Annotated in this window: 16 protein-coding genes; 5 read left to right on the forward strand and 11 right to left on the reverse strand. The window is 59.2% G+C overall.

From position 1 onward, the window contains the following. Positions 1-19 precede the first annotated feature (19 nt). From ACR0FB_RS15775 to ACR0FB_RS15790, 4 genes are all read right to left on the reverse strand, one after another. Entirely contained in the window at positions 20-880 is an 861-nt protein-coding gene (locus ACR0FB_RS15775; protein ID WP_171634393.1) for a hypothetical protein, read from the reverse strand. A gap of 248 nt (positions 881-1,128) precedes the next feature. Next, positions 1,129-4,170 (reverse strand): efflux RND transporter permease subunit, encoded by a 3,042-nt coding sequence (locus tag ACR0FB_RS15780; protein WP_480621229.1) that lies wholly within the window; start codon positions 4,168-4,170, stop codon positions 1,129-1,131. Between the two features lie 11 nt (positions 4,171-4,181). Then, on the reverse strand, positions 4,182-5,219 hold the full coding sequence (locus ACR0FB_RS15785; RefSeq protein WP_480621231.1) for an efflux RND transporter periplasmic adaptor subunit: 1,038 nt from the start codon (positions 5,217-5,219) through the stop codon (positions 4,182-4,184). Then, positions 5,216-5,683, reverse strand: a complete 468-nt coding sequence (locus ACR0FB_RS15790) for a MarR family winged helix-turn-helix transcriptional regulator (protein WP_171634400.1) — start codon at positions 5,681-5,683, stop codon at positions 5,216-5,218. The genes ACR0FB_RS15785 and ACR0FB_RS15790 overlap by 4 nt, the downstream gene beginning before the upstream one ends. 159 nt (positions 5,684-5,842) lie before the next feature. Between ACR0FB_RS15790 and ACR0FB_RS15795 the strand changes: the two genes are divergently transcribed. Further along, a complete protein-coding gene (locus tag ACR0FB_RS15795) occupies positions 5,843-6,967 on the forward strand; it encodes a beta-ketoacyl-ACP synthase III (RefSeq protein ID WP_171722760.1) in 1,125 nt (374 codons plus the stop codon). 18 nt (positions 6,968-6,985) lie between these two features. Here ACR0FB_RS15795 and ACR0FB_RS15800 read toward each other — a convergent pair whose 3' ends face one another. Both ACR0FB_RS15800 and ACR0FB_RS15805 read right to left on the reverse strand, forming a co-directional pair. After that, entirely contained in the window at positions 6,986-8,788 is a 1,803-nt protein-coding gene (locus ACR0FB_RS15800) for a hypothetical protein (RefSeq protein ID WP_480621233.1), read from the reverse strand. 166 nt (positions 8,789-8,954) lie between these two features. Then, positions 8,955-9,416: a hypothetical protein gene (locus ACR0FB_RS15805; protein ID WP_152458969.1), complete on the reverse strand. Its 462-nt coding sequence runs from the start codon at positions 9,414-9,416 to the stop codon at positions 8,955-8,957. Between the two features lie 354 nt (positions 9,417-9,770). On the opposite strand from ACR0FB_RS15805, the gene ACR0FB_RS15810 reads away from it, so the two are divergent. Next, a complete protein-coding gene (locus tag ACR0FB_RS15810) occupies positions 9,771-10,349 on the forward strand; it encodes a thymidine kinase (RefSeq protein ID WP_480621235.1) in 579 nt (192 codons plus the stop codon). Here ACR0FB_RS15810 and ACR0FB_RS15815 read toward each other — a convergent pair. The 5 genes from ACR0FB_RS15815 to ACR0FB_RS15835 all read right to left on the reverse strand — a co-directional run bounded on the left by ACR0FB_RS15815 (position 10,346) and on the right by ACR0FB_RS15835 (position 13,552). Beyond that, positions 10,346-11,296: a 2-hydroxyacid dehydrogenase gene (locus tag ACR0FB_RS15815; RefSeq protein ID WP_480621237.1), complete on the reverse strand. Its 951-nt coding sequence runs from the start codon at positions 11,294-11,296 to the stop codon at positions 10,346-10,348. The two genes, ACR0FB_RS15810 and ACR0FB_RS15815, sit on opposite strands and share 4 nt — an antisense overlap. Next, complete coding sequence (locus tag ACR0FB_RS15820; RefSeq protein ID WP_171634415.1) at positions 11,296-11,634, reverse strand: tRNA-binding protein; 339 nt, start codon at positions 11,632-11,634, stop codon at positions 11,296-11,298. The genes ACR0FB_RS15815 and ACR0FB_RS15820 overlap by 1 nt, the downstream gene beginning before the upstream one ends. Further along, on the reverse strand, positions 11,627-12,442 hold the full coding sequence (gene proC / locus ACR0FB_RS15825; protein ID WP_171634418.1) for a pyrroline-5-carboxylate reductase: 816 nt from the start codon (positions 12,440-12,442) through the stop codon (positions 11,627-11,629). The genes ACR0FB_RS15820 and proC overlap by 8 nt, the downstream gene beginning before the upstream one ends. Positions 12,443-12,481: 39 nt before the next feature. Beyond that, the gene (locus tag ACR0FB_RS15830) at positions 12,482-12,982 is read right to left on the reverse strand and encodes a type III secretion system chaperone family protein (RefSeq protein WP_152458973.1); all 501 of its coding nucleotides are present in this window, start codon (positions 12,980-12,982) and stop codon (positions 12,482-12,484) included. 321 nt (positions 12,983-13,303) lie between these two features. Continuing rightward, the gene (locus ACR0FB_RS15835; RefSeq protein ID WP_152458974.1) at positions 13,304-13,552 is read right to left on the reverse strand and encodes an accessory factor UbiK family protein; all 249 of its coding nucleotides are present in this window, start codon (positions 13,550-13,552) and stop codon (positions 13,304-13,306) included. A 97-nt stretch (positions 13,553-13,649) separates the two neighbouring features. Here ACR0FB_RS15835 and lgt point away from each other — a divergent pair, with 97 nt between their 5' ends. The 3 genes from lgt to pgeF are packed head-to-tail and all read left to right on the forward strand — an operon-like array spanning position 13,650 to position 16,356. After that, on the forward strand, positions 13,650-14,537 hold the full coding sequence (gene lgt, locus ACR0FB_RS15840) for a prolipoprotein diacylglyceryl transferase (protein ID WP_480621239.1): 888 nt from the start codon (positions 13,650-13,652) through the stop codon (positions 14,535-14,537). Beyond that, complete coding sequence (locus tag ACR0FB_RS15845; RefSeq protein ID WP_480621241.1) at positions 14,534-15,601, forward strand: class I SAM-dependent methyltransferase; 1,068 nt, start codon at positions 14,534-14,536, stop codon at positions 15,599-15,601. Before lgt ends, ACR0FB_RS15845 begins: the two co-directional genes overlap by 4 nt. Beyond that, positions 15,598-16,356: a peptidoglycan editing factor PgeF gene (gene pgeF / locus ACR0FB_RS15850; RefSeq protein ID WP_480621243.1), complete on the forward strand. Its 759-nt coding sequence runs from the start codon at positions 15,598-15,600 to the stop codon at positions 16,354-16,356. The genes ACR0FB_RS15845 and pgeF overlap by 4 nt, the downstream gene beginning before the upstream one ends. The last annotated feature ends 201 nt before the right edge of the window (positions 16,357-16,557 follow it).

The raw sequence follows: 16,557 nt of genomic DNA on the forward strand, positions 1-16,557 counted from the left end.
ATGCTCCAGAGCTTCCTCATCATTCTGCCAAAGGGATGTCTTTCCAAACGGCGGTTGATCTGCTTTGACCTTCAAAAACTTCCAATGCCAGAAATCCTTTGTGCCCACCGCTCGGCAGGTCGAAAGCAATATCTACACGCTGGGGGATACCCGCGGACAAATTGCCCCCGACAACCCAGTTTTTTTGTGAACCAACTTTGAATTCTTTCGCCTGGACCCATTCCGCCGTCGGCAATGCCAGGCGAATTTTGTCTCCTCTGGCCTGAAAGTGATATGACGCGGCATCTTCCGGTTCCAAAAGCATGGTGCAGGAAACCCGCACGCCCTTTCCTGCACATCCCACGAGGTTCGCTTTGGTCGACCCGAAATACTGCGGTTCAAAATCTGTCGAAAAGTCGCCAGTGACTTCGATAGGAGCGCGCGGATTCAGTGCCGCCGAGCTACCAGCAGCCCCGGCTTCCCCCTTTGGACCCACCGGGCCTTGCGGACCTGCCAGTCCCTGTGGTCCGCGCAGCTCATCCAAGTGGTTCTGTACTAAAAAAGCTGCCACAGCCTCTACAGAAGCGGCTTGTCCTTGCCCGACAGGCTGTTCCTCAAGATCGCTAAGGCGTTTTTCCAGCAACGTAAGATCAACCGGTGCTCGTTCGCCGATGGCACTCAACGCGTCGCGCAACGAAGATATCTCCTGATCCTTTAAAGTGAGTTCTTCGTCTATTTGTTCAAGATCTGCCTCGAGACGAGAAATTTTTGCAGCAAACTGGCTAAATCCCAAATCCTGCTCACGCGCGTTGGCTCGTTCCCCATCAATGTATGTGTATAACAAGGTCCCTATACCGACCAACCCCCCAGCGACGCCCGCCACGCCAATTTTGTTATCCATTGAATTCCTCGTGCAAATTCCTAACACACTGAAGCAAATGAAGAAGAGCCTGGCAAGCCTTGCGTTTCTCGATGAGCGGCGACCATCGTCAAGCAACGAGTTCCATGAAGGCCGCCCCTCAGGCGACCATTCTACGACCCTCCCGACGCCTTCTGATCTGAGTCACTTTGAATGGTTCGGTACGATTAAACTGGCACACAAGGATCGGTGTGTTTTAGCTGGGATTCTATTGCAATCTTGAAAAGGGATCACACCGTTGCAAGTTGGCGTTTTTCATCGCCCGCGAAGAAAAGCAGGTAGAACACCGGCGCGGCGACCATTGTTAGGACGGTCGCAAAAGCCAGCCCGCCCATGATCGTCACCGCCATCGAGACGAAGAACGCATCGGTCAGCAGCGGCGCCATGCCCAGAATAGTGGTGATCGCAGCCAGCATCACAGGACGCAAACGCGAGACCGAGGCTTCGACGATGGATGCGCGCAAGGGTTTGCCCGTGGCGCGAACCAGGTCGATCTCTTCCACCAGAACGATGCCGTTCTTGATCAGCATGCCCGACAGGCTGAGCAGGCCCAGAAGGGCCGTGAAGGTAAAGGGCAGCCCTGTGCCCAACAGGCCGATGACCACGCCGTTGACCGACATCGGAACCAGCAGCCAGATGATGATCGGCTGTCGGATCGCGTTGAACAGCAGAACCGAGATCAGCACCATGATCAGCAGGCTCAACGGCAACTGTTTGCCCAGGCTTTCCTGCGCGTCACGCGAGTTTTCAAACTCACCGCCCCACTCCATCTTGTATCCGGGGGGTAATTCGATTGCCTCGATGGCGTCCCGAACTTCGGCGTGTACCTGAGCCGCCGTCAGGTCGGGCGGGATGTCCGCGCCGACGGTGATGGTCAGAACACGATCGCGGCGATGAACCAGCGTATTGAGGGATTTGTACTCGAATCCATCGACCATCTGTTCGATTGGTACAAATTTCCCGGATTGGTCCGAATACACCACCTGATCGACGATGGAATAATCTCCGTCCGCCGGACGACGCAAGATGATGGGGATCAGGCGGTCACGTTCCCGCAGCACACCGCCCGTGATGCCATCGGTCGAAAATTGCAGCGTGGCCGCAATGTCTTCGCGCGTAACACCCGCGGTCTGGGCCCGTTCTGTGGCATAGATCGGCTGCACCGCCAGTTCCTGTTCGCGCCAGTCATGATGAACGAGCAGCGCGTTGGGCGACGCCGCCGCCATGCGCTGCACGGCCTCATCCGCAAGTTGACGCAGGACCACCGGATCGCTGCCCGAGAACCGGGCCTGGATCGGATCACCGCCACCGGGGCCAAACACCAGGCGCTTGGTTCCGAACTCGCCTTCGGGGAACTGGACCGACCCGAACGCTTCCAGATCCGCCTGCAAGGCCGGGATGTTATCCAGACTTTCCGTGCGGATGATCATGTGACCATAGCTCGGGTTCGGTTTTTCCGCCGAATAGGTCAGCATGAACCGGGTTGCCCCCTGACCGACGAATGTCGTGACCGAAACCACGTCATCGCGTTGGGTCAGCCAATCTTCGAACACCGCCATGTCCTGAGCCGTGCGGGCAATCGGCGTGCCCTGAGGCAGCTTGTAATGCACAAAGAACAAAGGCGTGTTCGAGTTGGGGAAGAATTGTTGTTTCATCAACCCGAACCCGGCATAGCACGCAACGGTTACGCCGATGAGACCCGCAACAACCAGCCACCGGAAGCGGAGCGCAAACCGCAGGATCGCGCCATATGTGCGGAACAGGATGCCCCCGTAGGCGTCGATCTCACCCTCCTTGCCCTGCTTGAAGAAATAGTGCCCCAGCAAAGGCGTGACCGTGATGGCAAGTATCCAGCTGAGCAGCAGCGAAATGCCGATCACCGCAAACAGAGAAAACAGAAACTCGCCCGTCGCATCCGGGCTGAGCCCGATCCCGGCAAAGGCCATGATGCCGATCACGGTGGCCCCAAGCAGGGGGATCTGGGTTTTGGACGCCACATCCTCAGCCGCATCGCGCGAGGATTGGCCACGCAACATCGCGATCTGCATCCCTTCGGCCACCACGATGGCATTGTCCACAAGCATACCCATGGCAATGATCAGCGCACCCAGGGAAATCCGTTCCATCTCAATCGAGAATAGTGACATGAACAGAAGCGTGCCGACTACGGTCAGCAACAGGGTCGAACCGACAACAATGGCCGCGCGCCAGCCCATGAAGATGCCCAGAACGGCGACCACGATGGCCACCGACATGGCAAGGTTCACGAGAAAGTCGTTCGAGGCCTGTTCGACCACCACATGTTGCTGATAGATCGGCAGAATATCGACACCGAAGGGGATATTCGCATCCAGCTCGGCGAATTTGGCGTCAGCCCGCTTGCCGACCTCGACGATGTTTTCCGTCGCCAGACCGGCGATACCGAGGGTAAAGGCTTCGGTCCCGTTATAGCGGATCATGATGTCCGGATCGTTCTGACGGGCGCGATAGACATCGGACATGTCAAACAGGTTGATCACCTGCCCTTGCGAACCGACAGACAGGCCCGCAATGGCCGAGACACTGTCCGAACCCTCGGCCGTCAGAATGGTGGTGCGGGCATCTTCAGACCGCAAAGACCCCGAGGAATTCACCGAATCCGCGTTGGCAATGGCTTCGTTGATCGCTTGCAGCGGGACGTTCTGGTTCACCGAGATCGCCAGATCGGGCTCTACAAAAATCGCCTCGTCCGGCAGGCCCTGAACCTCGACATCGGCGACGCCGTCCACGGTCAGCAGTTCGCGACGCAGAAACGTTGCCAGTTCATGCTTTTCGGCGTCCGAAAACCCTTCGGCAGTCACCGCATAGAACAGGCCGAACACATCACCGAACCCGTCATTCACATAGGGTTGGCTGACACCCGACGGAAGCCCGCGGGCAGCATCGCGCACCTTGGCCCGCAGGCGGGTCCAGATATCGGGCAGTTCCGTGCCGTCGTAGGTCGACTTGATCTCTACTTCGATCAGCGATTGTCCGGGTTGGTTGACCGAGGTGATGACATCCACCTCGCCCATCTGCTGGATCGCGGATTCAAGGGGTTCGGACACTTCAAGCGCCACCTGTTCCGCCGTGGCACCGGGATATTGGGTGGCGATGACCGCGTTCTTGATGGTGAACGCCGGGTCTTCCAAACGACCAAGCGACGTGAATCCCCAGATGCCACCAAAGAGGGCAATGAGGATGATCAGCCATGTGTAAAGCGGTCGATCAATCGAGGCGCGCGCGATGTTCATCTGTCTGCCCCTCAGTTCGCGAAGCCGGTGAACCGGCGCACGGACTGACCGTCTGTCAGCACAGCACCGCCAGCCACAACAACTTCGTCACCGTCGGACAAGCCTTTCAACACCCGAACATCGCCCGACTGCGTGGGTTCGATTGTCACCGGAACGCGGCGGACCGTGCCTTCATCCGTACCGGCCGGCGAGAACACCATGACGCTCAGCTCACCTGTTGCATCCGCAATGACGGCCGTCGCCGGCACGACAATGCCTGTGCGCTCATCCCGGACCTTTACGTTGACGGTGACGGACGAGCCGGGAAGAATTTGCAGCCCCTCGGGCGGGGTCAGGCCGAACTGAATGCGGAAGGTCTGCCCGACACTTGAGGTTTCAGCGTCGAATTCACGGATTTCCAGCGGGAAGACTTCATCACTTACGGGGAATTTGGCGGTGATGGTGATATCGTCGTTCTGGCCCGAGCGTTGAAACAGGATCTCGGGCACGTCCACCTCGATGCGCAGTTCGGACATGTCGTGGATGCGGACGATCGGCGTGCCCGCCGATACGGTGGTGAAAGCCTCGACCGCGCGGCTGGAGACCAGCGCGTCAAATGGTGCGGTCAGAGTCGCGTGTTCCAGTTCGTATTCGGCATCGCGCAGTGCGATCGCGGCCAGTTGCGCTTCGGTCTCTGCGTCATCGACCGCCACCTGGCTGGCCGTGGTGCCCCGCAAACGCGACAGGCGTGCGACGGTTCGGTCGGCCTGTTCCTTTTGCAGCTGCGCCCGCTCAAGCCGCAGTTCGAACGGCTCCTGATCCAGTCGCGCAATCAGGCCGCCTTTGGGGATGACAAACCCTTCGTTGACCGGCATTTCGACGATCTGACCGGCAACCTGAAAGGCAAGATCGACCGTCTGCCGCGCGGCAACACGACCGAAGAACTGGCGGGTGAAGCCGGGCGTTGTTTCGTGCACCTGCATCAGCTTGACCGGTTTCGGAGTATCTTGAGCGGTAATCGGAGTTGCCAGAACGGCCAGTGCAAGGCCCAGAGAGGTCAGGAGTTTCATTTCTTCAGTCCCTCGGGAATTCCCGTTTTCAAAACGTTGTCACGGATTTTGCGCGCCAGTCGCGCGAATTCGGCTGTTTCTTCGTCGTTCAGGCCCGAGGCCCTGTGAAAAAGGTCTCCGGCCTCGGCCACCAGCATGTTGCGGGCTTCTTCGCCACGCTCGGTCAGCACCAGCAACCAGGCGCGGCGGTCTTCGGGGTCACGCTCGCGCATGAGATAGCCGGCTTTTTCCAGCGAATCCGCGGTGGCGGTGATTGTGGACGGTACACTCAGCATATCCGCAGCCAGAACCCCCATGCGTTTCGGCTGATCCAGCTTGATCAGCATATGGCATTCGGGGTGGCTCAGGTCTGTTTCGATACAGTCGAAGGTCTCTTCCAGTTTCCAGTACAGGGCATAGACGCCCATGATCGCCTGAATCTCGGGGCTGAGGCGGCCAAGCCTGGTGCTGATATCGTCGGGCATCGGGGATCTCCGCGCGTTTGGAGCGGTCATATACTTCAGTTTCTGAACTATTCAAGATATGAAGCTACAGCTTTATGCACATTCCCTTAGGTCAACATACCTTGATCAAATCACACCGTGACTGCATTTTGGGCAAATCCGAAACACTCAGGGCTCGCCATGTATACCCCCGCCATCACCGGTACCGGTGTCTTCACGCCGGAAAACGTCATCACCAATGCCGAGCTTGTCGAAGCATTCAACGCTTATGCCGACAAACAGAACGCGAAGAATGCCGAAGCCATCGCCGCCGGGCAGATGGAGGCGATGCAGCATTCCTCGGAAGAGTTCATCGTCAAGGCGTCGGGGATCGAAAACCGCTACGTGATGGACAAGGCCGGGGTGCTGAACCCGGACGTGATGCACCCGACGCTGCGCCAGCGCAGCGATGACGAGCCCGGGATCATGACCGAGATGGCAGTGGATGCCTGCAGGAAGGCGCTGGCACAGGCGGGGCGCACAGCGGCGGATGTCGATCTGGTGATCTGCGCGGCCTCGAACCACGAGCGCGCCTATCCGGCGATTGCGATCGAAATTCAGCAGGAACTGGGGATCAACGGGTTCGGCTTTGACATGAACGTCGCCTGTTCTTCGGCCACGTTCGGCATTCAGGCCGCGGCGGATATGGTGAGGTCTGGATCGGTGCGAGCGGCGCTGGTGGTCAACCCCGAGATCTGCTCGGGCCATCTGGAATGGCGCGACCGGGATTGTCATTTCATCTTTGGCGATGTGGCGACGGCAACGCTGATCGAGCGGATCGAAGACGCCAAAGGCCCGCATTTCGAAATCCTGTCGACCCGCTGTGCTACTGCGTTTTCCAACAATATCCGCAACAACAACGGCTTTCTGCGCCGCTCGCGCCCTGACGGGCTGACCGACCGGCGCGACATGCAGTTCATGCAGAACGGTCGGAAAGTATTCAAGGAAGTACTGCCGATGGTCAGCAAGCATATCAGCGACCACATGGATGCCGAAGGGGTCAGAAACTCTGATCTGAAACGCCTGTGGCTGCATCAGGCCAACAAGACGATGAACGACTTCATCGGCAAGAAAGTTCTGGGCCGCGAACCCGAGCCGGGCGAGCAACCCAACATCCTTCAGGATTATGCCAACACGTCTTCTGCGGGGTCGATCATCGCGTTTTCTAAGTATTCCGACGACTTGCAGGAAGGTGATCTGGGCCTGATCTGTTCCTTCGGCGCCGGGTATTCCGTCGGTTCGGTGATCGTGAAGCGCCACGCCTGACGGTTGATCTTGTGTGGCCTAGCCTGCCCCACTCACCTGAAAGACCTGAAAGGCTGTACCTTCCGCAGCTTGTATCCGTCTGAGATAGGCCGGGATTTCCCCCGCAATCAATCGCGGTTGCAAACCACGGCCCTGTGACGCCCAGGACCAGAATTCGGCGCGCGGTGCGGACGTGCAGAGCATGACGTAATCCACGTCCAGCTCGGTCAGGCGTGATCCGATCTGGTCGGCGTCCGATCGGAACAGTTCGATCTGCGCCAGAATTCCAGCCTGATTCCGGTGATAATTGCCCGCCAATACGGAATGGTCGGTATGGCGCAGCACGTTCGCGGCAAAGTCGAAATCAACAAGAACTCTGCCGGCTGGCAGGCCATGCAGGGCTGCATAGGCTTCGGGCGTTTTGCAGGATGCCCCCGAATTTTGCTGTGACTGTCGGGCCGGCATCGCGGATGCGGCAAAGGACGGCTCGGCAAAGCGCCCCAACTGCTCATCGATGCTGGCGCCGGTTTTCGGCGAGATGCAGAGGATGAAAGCAACCATCGCAAGCCCTGACATCGCGCGGCGACTGCTTGCATAAGAGGTGTACAGGACACGCAGGATCTGCGCCTGGACAGCCACCAGCGAAACGCCCAGGAATGTCATCATTCTGGACTGATAGAGGAACACCACCAGGCCGGTTACGATCAGGGCCAGAAACAGGGCGTATTCCAGTCTGAAGGGCGACCTGACTGCAAAGATCAGGGCGGCTGCCACGCACAGGATCGACATCGCGATCAGGGCCAGCGCTTCGCCCCGGTGCCGTTGCAGAGTGACGTTGATTTTCTGGGCTTCCGCCACCTGGCTCAGCCAATAGTCGCGCATGTCCTGAGGCAGGGCTTCGATCGGATTGCTGAGACAATGCGGGGCGAAATCGTAAGCGCAGGCCAATGTCACCACGCCAATTGCAACACATGCGCCGACCCGGCCCCAAAGTGACCAGCCAGACCCGATCCAGGCCACAATGCAAAGCCCTGCCGCGGCAACGCTCGCCGGCAACGCCACGCTGAGAGTCAGGGCGTCACAGCTTGGAAACAGAAAGGCCTCGTGTCCCGTTGTTGCAAGGCTGGTCAGTACAAGCGTCACGACCAGCCCGATACCGAATGCCATGGTCCGGCGACGGGTCGGTTCACCGTTGACGATCCAGTCAATGGCAAAAAACACGGCGACAAGTGCGATCTGCAATATCGATTCGGTGCCTATCGACACCGAAAGCGCCAGGCAGACACCCAGCAGCCATCCGGCATATGGTTTGTCCCTGCGCAACGCAAACAGCATCAGGGCCGTGGCGAACAGAAGAATCTGAGCATTGTGGTGATCAAACGAAAAATAGTCGAACTTCCTGGAGTGTTCGAGCGCCAGCACACCCACAACCAGTGCCGAAACAGCGCCTTCCCGCGCGCCCAAAACGTTTCCCGTCACCGCAAAGGCCCACAAGGCCAAGCCGGCCAAAAGTGAGGGCCAGGCGAATGCCGTCACCTGAAGGGCCGTATCGGGCGGCAAAACCAAACCGATTGTTCCGTAGAGCAAGGCGATCGGCGCGTCGATCAATCGGGACCAATGCATCAATGTACCGCCCTCGGGGCCCAGCCGATACTGATGGCTGTCGAACCAGCCCTGCCCCTGCAACAGATCCTGCACAACCACCCAGCGCATAACGTCGTCAGAGCCATCCTGATGACCACTCAGGGTCATCAGAACCAGAAGTGCCACATAGGCGCATACAAAAAATCGCAGAACCACCCGGTCTGCGAAAATCCTGTATGTTCCCTGCGATTTCTGCATGGTTCTCTGCCCTTGACGATCTTGCCCGCGACGGACCTTACAAGACAGACGTGACTGAATTGAGGCAACAGGCACAGTCAGCGTTTCTGACTTTTCGAGCATGAAAACAGGTAAGCCGCACAGGCGAAAACTGGCCGGTCATGAGCGCAACGGTTCCTGACCCCGGCTAGCTGACGCTTTCTTCTTCCAGATGCAGCTTCATCTCGATCAGAACCTGTTGCAGCAAACTGGTTTCTTTCAGCAACCGTTTGGCTTCGTTGACGGTGATGATTCCGTCTTCGATTGCGGCCTGATACTCGGTCATCAACATCGCAAACCGCTGGCTCAGCGCAATGACATCCGAATTGACGCCACCGGTGCGGGGGGTAGAGGTGTTGCGGTCGCTATAGGACAAGGTGATGTTCTTCAGATCCGCCAAAGCCGACGTCACGTGCGGGTAAGTCGCCGCGTTTTCAAGGCGGGCCACCGCGTCCACAGGCATGAACCTGTCCTCGTGCTCAGCATTGTCGGAATAGTATCGTCCCAAAGTGGCTTTGGATTTCCCCGTAATTTCACACGCGGCTTCGATTCCAACATCCTTGACCAGCGCTTCTGTGTGTTTTTTCAGATAGGCCCCGATATCTGCCATTGTTTTACCTTTGTTACCTGCAAACGCCTGCCCGATGTCCAAACGGGGGAAAGCGTGGGTAAATTTCCCATAACCAAGTCATAATTGAAATGTCATACATTGGCTATCCCTCAGATATGCGGGGGATTTTGTGAGTGAGTGGCGGCAGTTCAAGCCGGTAATGAGTGATTGCGGGGTGATATTGTTAAGCCTTGCTGCGTTTTGGCCACATGTTGGCCGACGGCGTCGCTGTTGCAGATGTGGGGGTTCCATCCCCTAGAGCGTAGCTCGGCCTCTGCGAACGCAACGGCGACGTCGCTCCATCAAAAAGATTGGTATCTTGTTCCTTTTCCCCAAGCGTTTTAGACCCGCGTCATGGCAAAGCTGTATTTCAACTATTCAACCATGAACGCGGGGAAATCGACCGTATTGCTGCAAGCCTCGCACAACTACCGCGAGCGTGGGATGCAGACATACCTGATGACCGCGGCCATTGACGGAAGGGCGGGTGCCGGACGGATCGCATCACGCATCGGCATCTCGGAGGAGGCCGATACCTTCACGCCCGGCGACGACGTCTTCGCGATGATCCGAAACAGACTGGACGACGGTCCGGTAACCTGCGTGTTCATCGATGAGGCCCAGTTCCTGTCCGAAGCGCAGGTCTGGCAGCTGGCCCGGGCCGTCGACGATCTGGACGTACCGGCGCTGGCCTACGGGCTGCGGGTGGATTTTCAGGGCAAGCTGTTTCCCGGATCAGCCGCGCTGCTGGCTCTGGCTGATGAGATGCGCGAGGTCCGCACCATCTGCAAATGCGGACGCAAGGCCACGATGGTGATACGTCAGGACGAAAACGGCAACGCCATCACCGAAGGTGCCCAGGTTCAGATCGGCGGCAACGAGACCTATGTTTCGCTGTGCCGCAAACACTGGCGCGAGGCGGTGGGCGACTAGACCGGGTTGGGCAACGCCTCGCCCGCCACAAATGCCGCCACGTTATCCAGTGCCATGTGCCCCATGCTGCTGCGCACCTCTTCGGTGGCCGTACCCAGATGGGGTAGCAGGGTGACGTTTTCCATTTCACAAAGGGCCCGGGGCACTTTGGGCTCGAACTCATAGACATCCAGCCCGGCCCCGGCAATCTGACCCGATTGCAGCGCCGCGATCAGGGCCGCTTCGTCCACGACCTCACCCCGCGCGATATTGACCAGAATGGCCGAAGGATTCATCGCCTGAAGAATCTGCGCATTGATCAGGTGGCGGGTTTCCGCACCGCCGGGAACCGCAAGCACAAGGAAATCGACCGAGGCGGCAAGGGCTTCAAGGTCAGGTGTTAATTCCGCCGGGAAATCCAGATCTTTTGCATTGCGGGACTGATAGGCCACCTGCATGGCAAACCCGAAATGACAGCGGCGCGCGATGGCCTGCCCGATGCGGCCCATGCCGACGATGCCCACGCGCTTGCCGGTCACATGTTGGCCCAACATCTGCGTCGGGTGCCAGCCCTGCCACTGACCCGACCGCACCAGCCGCTCACCCTCACCGGCGCGCCGGGCTGTGATCAGCAGCAGGGTCATGGCGATATCGGCCGTGGCGTCGGTGACAGCGCCAGGGGTGTTGGTTACATCAATCCCGGCCGTGCGTGCAGCATCCACGTCGATATGGTTGAAGCCAACACCGAAATTGGCCAGCAGCTTGCAGCGCGGCTGACCGGCCTCGGCAAAGATCTGAGCCGAGAACTGATCGCCCAGCGTCGGGACAACCACGTCGTAATCGGCCAGAGCGGCCAGCATCTCCTGCCGCGCCATGGGCAGGGTGTTTTCCCGGATGGTCACATCGAAATCGGCGCGGGCGCGCGATTCGACTGCCGGAGTCATCGGGCGCGTGATCAGCAGTTTCATCAGTGCATCCGCCCGCCTGTAGGAACCTTACCGTCAGGGCCGATCAAAACGATCTCGCCGCTATCATCGGGCAGGCCAAGCACCAGAACCTCGGACATGAACTTGCCGATCTGGCGAGGGGGGAAATTGACCACTGCCATGACCTGTTTGCCCACCAAGGTCGACGGATCATAATGCGCGGTGATCTGGGCCGAGGTCTTGCGTTCGCCAATCTCATCACCAAAGTCTATCCACATCTTGATCGCGGGTTTGCGGGCTTCGGGATAGGGTTCGGCGCGGATCACCTCGCCCACGCGGATATCAACCTTGAGAAAATCGTCGAAAGAAATCTCACTCACGTGACAGCTCCTTGGATCGGTCGGTTGCGGCCTTGACGGCACGGTGCAGCAGGTCGGGGAAGCCCCGTTCTTCATGCATCAGCACCTCAAGCGCGGCCTGGGTCGTGCCGTTCGGCGACGTTACATTGATCCGCAGTTGAGACGGATCCTCGTCAGCGGCCATCGCCAGTGCGCCGGCCCCGGCCACCGTCGATTTGGCCAGTTTCATCGCAAGGTCATGCGGCAGGCCCTGCGCCTCGCCGGCTTTGGCAAGTGTTTCAATCAGATGGAACACATAGGCAGGACCGGATCCGCTGAGGCCGGTGACCGCATCCATCTGCGTCTCATCTTCAAGACGAACCGTCTCACCCACCGCCGACAGCAGGTTTTCGGCCAGAGCCAGATCCTCGGCAGAGGCGTGGCTGTTGCCGATCAACGCGGTGATGCCCTGACGGATGGCGGCGGGGGTGTTGGGCATGGCGCGAATGATCGGCGTATCGCTGCCCAGAACGGATTCGAACGTGGCAATCGAGGTGCCCGCCGCGACCGAAACAAACAGCGTGCTGCCACCGCCCAGCGCCTGAATGGCGGGCAAGGCCTCGCCCATCATCTGCGGCTTGACCGCGACCAAAACCACGGCAGGGGCTTCGGGCAAGGGTGTGTTGATGTTGACGCCCTGCGCCTTCAGCCAGTCGGACGGGTGCGGATCGATCACCCAAACGGACGCTGGCGGGAGGCCGTGTTCCAGCCATCCCGCCAGCATTGCGGACCCCATCTTTCCGCACCCCAGAAGCACAAGCCCCTGTTCGGCCACACGCGTCATGTCCATTTGCCCCTCCCGCGTTACATGTCGGTTCGGGGCAAAGCTTTACGCCCGGCCGTAGGCCTCTGCAATGGCCACTTGCATGGCTTCTTCTGGCTCTCGATTGCCCCAGGTGACCAGTTGAATCGCCGGATAGTACCGTTCCGCGCTCATGACGGCAGCGGTGATCATCGTGTCGATCTGTTCGGCGCTGGCTGTCTGCCCCCCGGCAAGGACCAACCCGTACCGGTACACCATCAGCTTCTGGTTCGCCCAATAGGTAAAGGCACCTGCCCAGCACTGATCATTCATCTTGTTGAGCAGCTCATAGAGCTGCATTTCCCGCTCGGCCGGTGGTTCCATTTCGAACGAACACACCATCCGCAGCGTTTCGTCATAGTTGGACCAGGCGAGGGTGATCGAATACGTCCGCCACTGGCCCTCGACAGCCATGGCGATCTGATCGTCCCCAATGCGGTCAAAATCCCAGTCGTGGTGTTCGGCCAGATGTTCAACAATGTCGATCGGATGAATGTCTTCTTCGAGATACTGCTCGGAAAGGGCCATAATGCCACCTCACTAATCTCTAGCATCTTGGGGCTGGCAGCGCCCCAGCGCTAGTTGCCTGCTCTACAAACCGGGCTTCCCCCATAGGCCTGTACTAAATATGGTGCGATGTGGCGTGGGTTCTGGCAACCCTATTTGTTGGGGATAACAGCAATAAGTTGTGGACAGAAGGCAACGTGGATCAAAATATTGGCTGTCGGGTCAGCTTTGTCTTGATTAAATCCCGCAATACGTCAGAATGCACGACACCGCACAATCCCGGTCGGATTGCGCGGCGGCAGAGTTTGTCCAAAACTGTGAAATCAGGGAACGCCCGCGGCGTTACTTGTCCAGTTTCGCCTCGAGTGCGGCAATGCGGGCTTCGAGTGCGGCGTTTTCTTCGCGCGCTTTCTGGGCCATGGCGCGGACGGCGTCGAATTCTTCGCGGGTGACGAAATCACGGTCGGCCAGCCAGCGGTCGATCATCGACTTCATCGCGTTCTCGGCCTCTTCCCGCGCGCCCTGCGCGACACCCATGGCGTTGGTCATCAGCTGGGACATGTCGTCCAGTATCTTGTTGCGGGTTTGCATATCTTTTCTCCGGTATCGCGGTTGATCTCTATATGGGGAAAGATTGCCGCAGGCTCAAGGTTGACTTGCCCTGCAAACCCCGGGCAATGAGACGCACATGCAGGCTGTTCTGAATTTCCCCGATCTGTCGCCCGAATTGTTCTCGATCTCGCTGTTCGGGATGGAGTTCGCGTTGAGGTGGTATGCGCTGGCCTATATCGCGGGTATCCTGATTGCTTGGCGGCTGGCAGTCGTGGCGTTGCGCCGCCCTGCCCTGTGGCCTGCGGACGGCCCGCCGATGAAACCGGGCCAACTGGAGGATCTGGTCACCTGGATCATTCTGGGCGTGATCCTGGGCGGGCGGCTTGGTTTCGTGCTGTTTTACCAACCCGGCTATTACCTGTCGCATCCGCTTGAGATCGTGAAGGTCTGGCAGGGCGGTATGGCGTTTCATGGGGGGCTGCTGGGCGTGATTCTGGCCTCGTATCTGTTTGCCCGGCACCATCGGATTCCGGCCCTGTCGCTGGGCGACCTGGTTGCCTACACGGTGCCACCCGGCCTGCTGTTGGGGCGGCTTGCCAATTTCGTCAATGCCGAGCTGTGGGGCCGCCCGAGCGAGCTGCCCTGGGCCGTCATCTTTCCCGGTTTTGCCGCGCAGGACTGCCCCGGCGTGGTTGCGGGAATGTGTGCCCGGCACCCCTCGCAGCTGTACGAAGCGGCGTTGGAAGGCGTGTTGCTGGGCGCGTTGTTGCTGTGGCTGGTCTATCGCCGGGGAGCCTTTCAGAAACCCGGCCTGATCATGGGCACGTTTCTGGCCGGCTACGGCGCATCGCGCTTTATTGTTGAATTCTTCCGCCAGCCGGATGCGCAGTTCGTGTCGCCCGGCAATCCGCTGGGATTGGCCTGGCATGTGGGCGGATATGGCCTGACCATGGGCCAGATCCTGTCATTGCCCATGATCGCGCTTGGCCTGTGGTTTGTCTTGCGCGCAGGGCAGGCAAAATGAGCCTGACCGATCACCTGATCGCCCGCATCCGACAGGATGGCCCGATGAGCGTGGCCGACTACATGGCCGAATGCCTTCTGCATCCCACGCTGGGCTATTACACGACGCGTGATCCGTTGGGGGCTGACGGGGATTTCACCACGGCACCGGAAGTCAGCCAGATGTTTGGCGAGCTGATCGGGCTGTGCCTTGCGCAATGCTGGATGGATCAGGGCCGTCCCGCGCCATTCACCCTGTGCGAATTGGGGCCCGGGCGCGGCACTCTGATGAGTGACATATTGCGTGCCACCCGAACCGTGCAGGGATTTCACGATGCTGCCCGGATTGTGCTGGTCGAGGCCTCGCCTGCCCTGAAGCAGGTGCAGGCGGACACCCTGAAGGGTTACACACCGAACTGGGCTGACAGTGTCGCAGAGTTGCCGGACCAGCCACTGCTGCTGGTGGCGAATGAGTTCTTCGACGCGCTGCCTGTCCGGCAGTTCCTGCGCGACGGTGACGGCTGGAGTGAACGCCTGGTCGGCGAGCGCGACGGCGAATTGCTGTTTGGACGGGGCCCCAATGGGCCACAAGTGGCGCTGGCGGACAGGCTTTCGGACACCAAGGATGGTGATCTGGTCGAGCTGTGCGCGGCTGCGATCCCCATTCTGACCGTGATTGCCGGTCGGATCGCCAGCCACGGAGGTGCCGCGCTGATCGTCGATTATGGCGACTGGCATTCTTTGGGCGATACACTGCAAGCCCTGCAAAACCACAAGCCCGCCGATCCGCTGGCGTCACCCGGTCAGGCAGACCTGACGGCACATGTGGATTTTGAGCCTCTGGCCATTGCGACCCGCGCCTGTGGAGCCAGGCACACACGCCTGACACCGCAGGGCGTGTTTCTGGAACGGCTTGGCATAACCGCCAGGGCGCAGGCTTTGTCCCGGTCGCTTAGCGGTTCCGAGCTGGACGCGCTGGCTGCCGCGCATCGCCGGTTGACGCATCCGGCCGAAATGGGAAATCTGTTCAAGGTGATGGGCCTCTATCCGGCCTATGCTGCACCACCGCCGGGATTAGAGCCATGACACTGGAAATTCTGACTTCGGACTTGCTTTCCCCATTTCGTCACGGGTTCTTCACCCGTCGCGGCGGGGCGTCCTCTGGTATCTTCAACGGGTTGAATTGCGGTTATGGATCGTCTGATCAAACCGAAATTGTCGCACTGAACCGTCGGCGGGTTGCCGATGCGATGGGCGTCGCGCCCGAGGCGATGATCGGCGTGCATCAAGTTCATTCCCCAACAGTTCTGACGGTTGAACAGCCCTTGGAAGGTGAAAAACCACGCGCGGACGCGGTCGTGACGGCGACACCTGGTCTGGCGCTGACAATTTTGACGGCAGATTGCCAGCCAGTTCTGTTTGCCGATCCCGCAGCCAATGTGATCGGAGCAGCCCATGCGGGCTGGCGCGGCGCACTCGACGGTGTGCTTGAGGCGACTCTGGACGCCATGGAAGCGCTTGGCGCAACACGCCGGAATATCAACGCCGTCATCGGCCCCAGCATTTCACAACGCGCCTACGAAGTGGGCCCCGAGTTTCTGGACGCATTTATCGCCGATTCTCCAGACAACACCCGGTTCTTTGCGAACGGACAGGATGACCGGCTGCAATTCGACCTGCCCGCCTTTGGTTTGCACCGATTGCGGCAGGCCGGTGTCGGGCAGGCGGAATGGACCCGGCACTGCACATATTCCGACCCAGACCGGTTCTATTCGTATCGCCGCACAACACATGCAAACGAGGCCGATTACGGGCGGTTGATCTCGGTCATAAGATTGTGATTTTGGCCCAGATTTAGGCGCTGCGCCACTTTTCCGCCACATTTGTTGTGTTTACCGGACTCAGAATCGTAACGAGTTTTGCCAGCTATCAGATGGTCTTCTGACGTCCTTGTTTCGGACGCTGGCGTGTTGAGTGGAAGGATGGACCGAGTATAAATTTCTTGTCTGCAAAACATCCCGGATAAGCCTTATCCATGCCGC

It is taken from the genome of Ruegeria sp. P10, assembly GCF_056534925.1.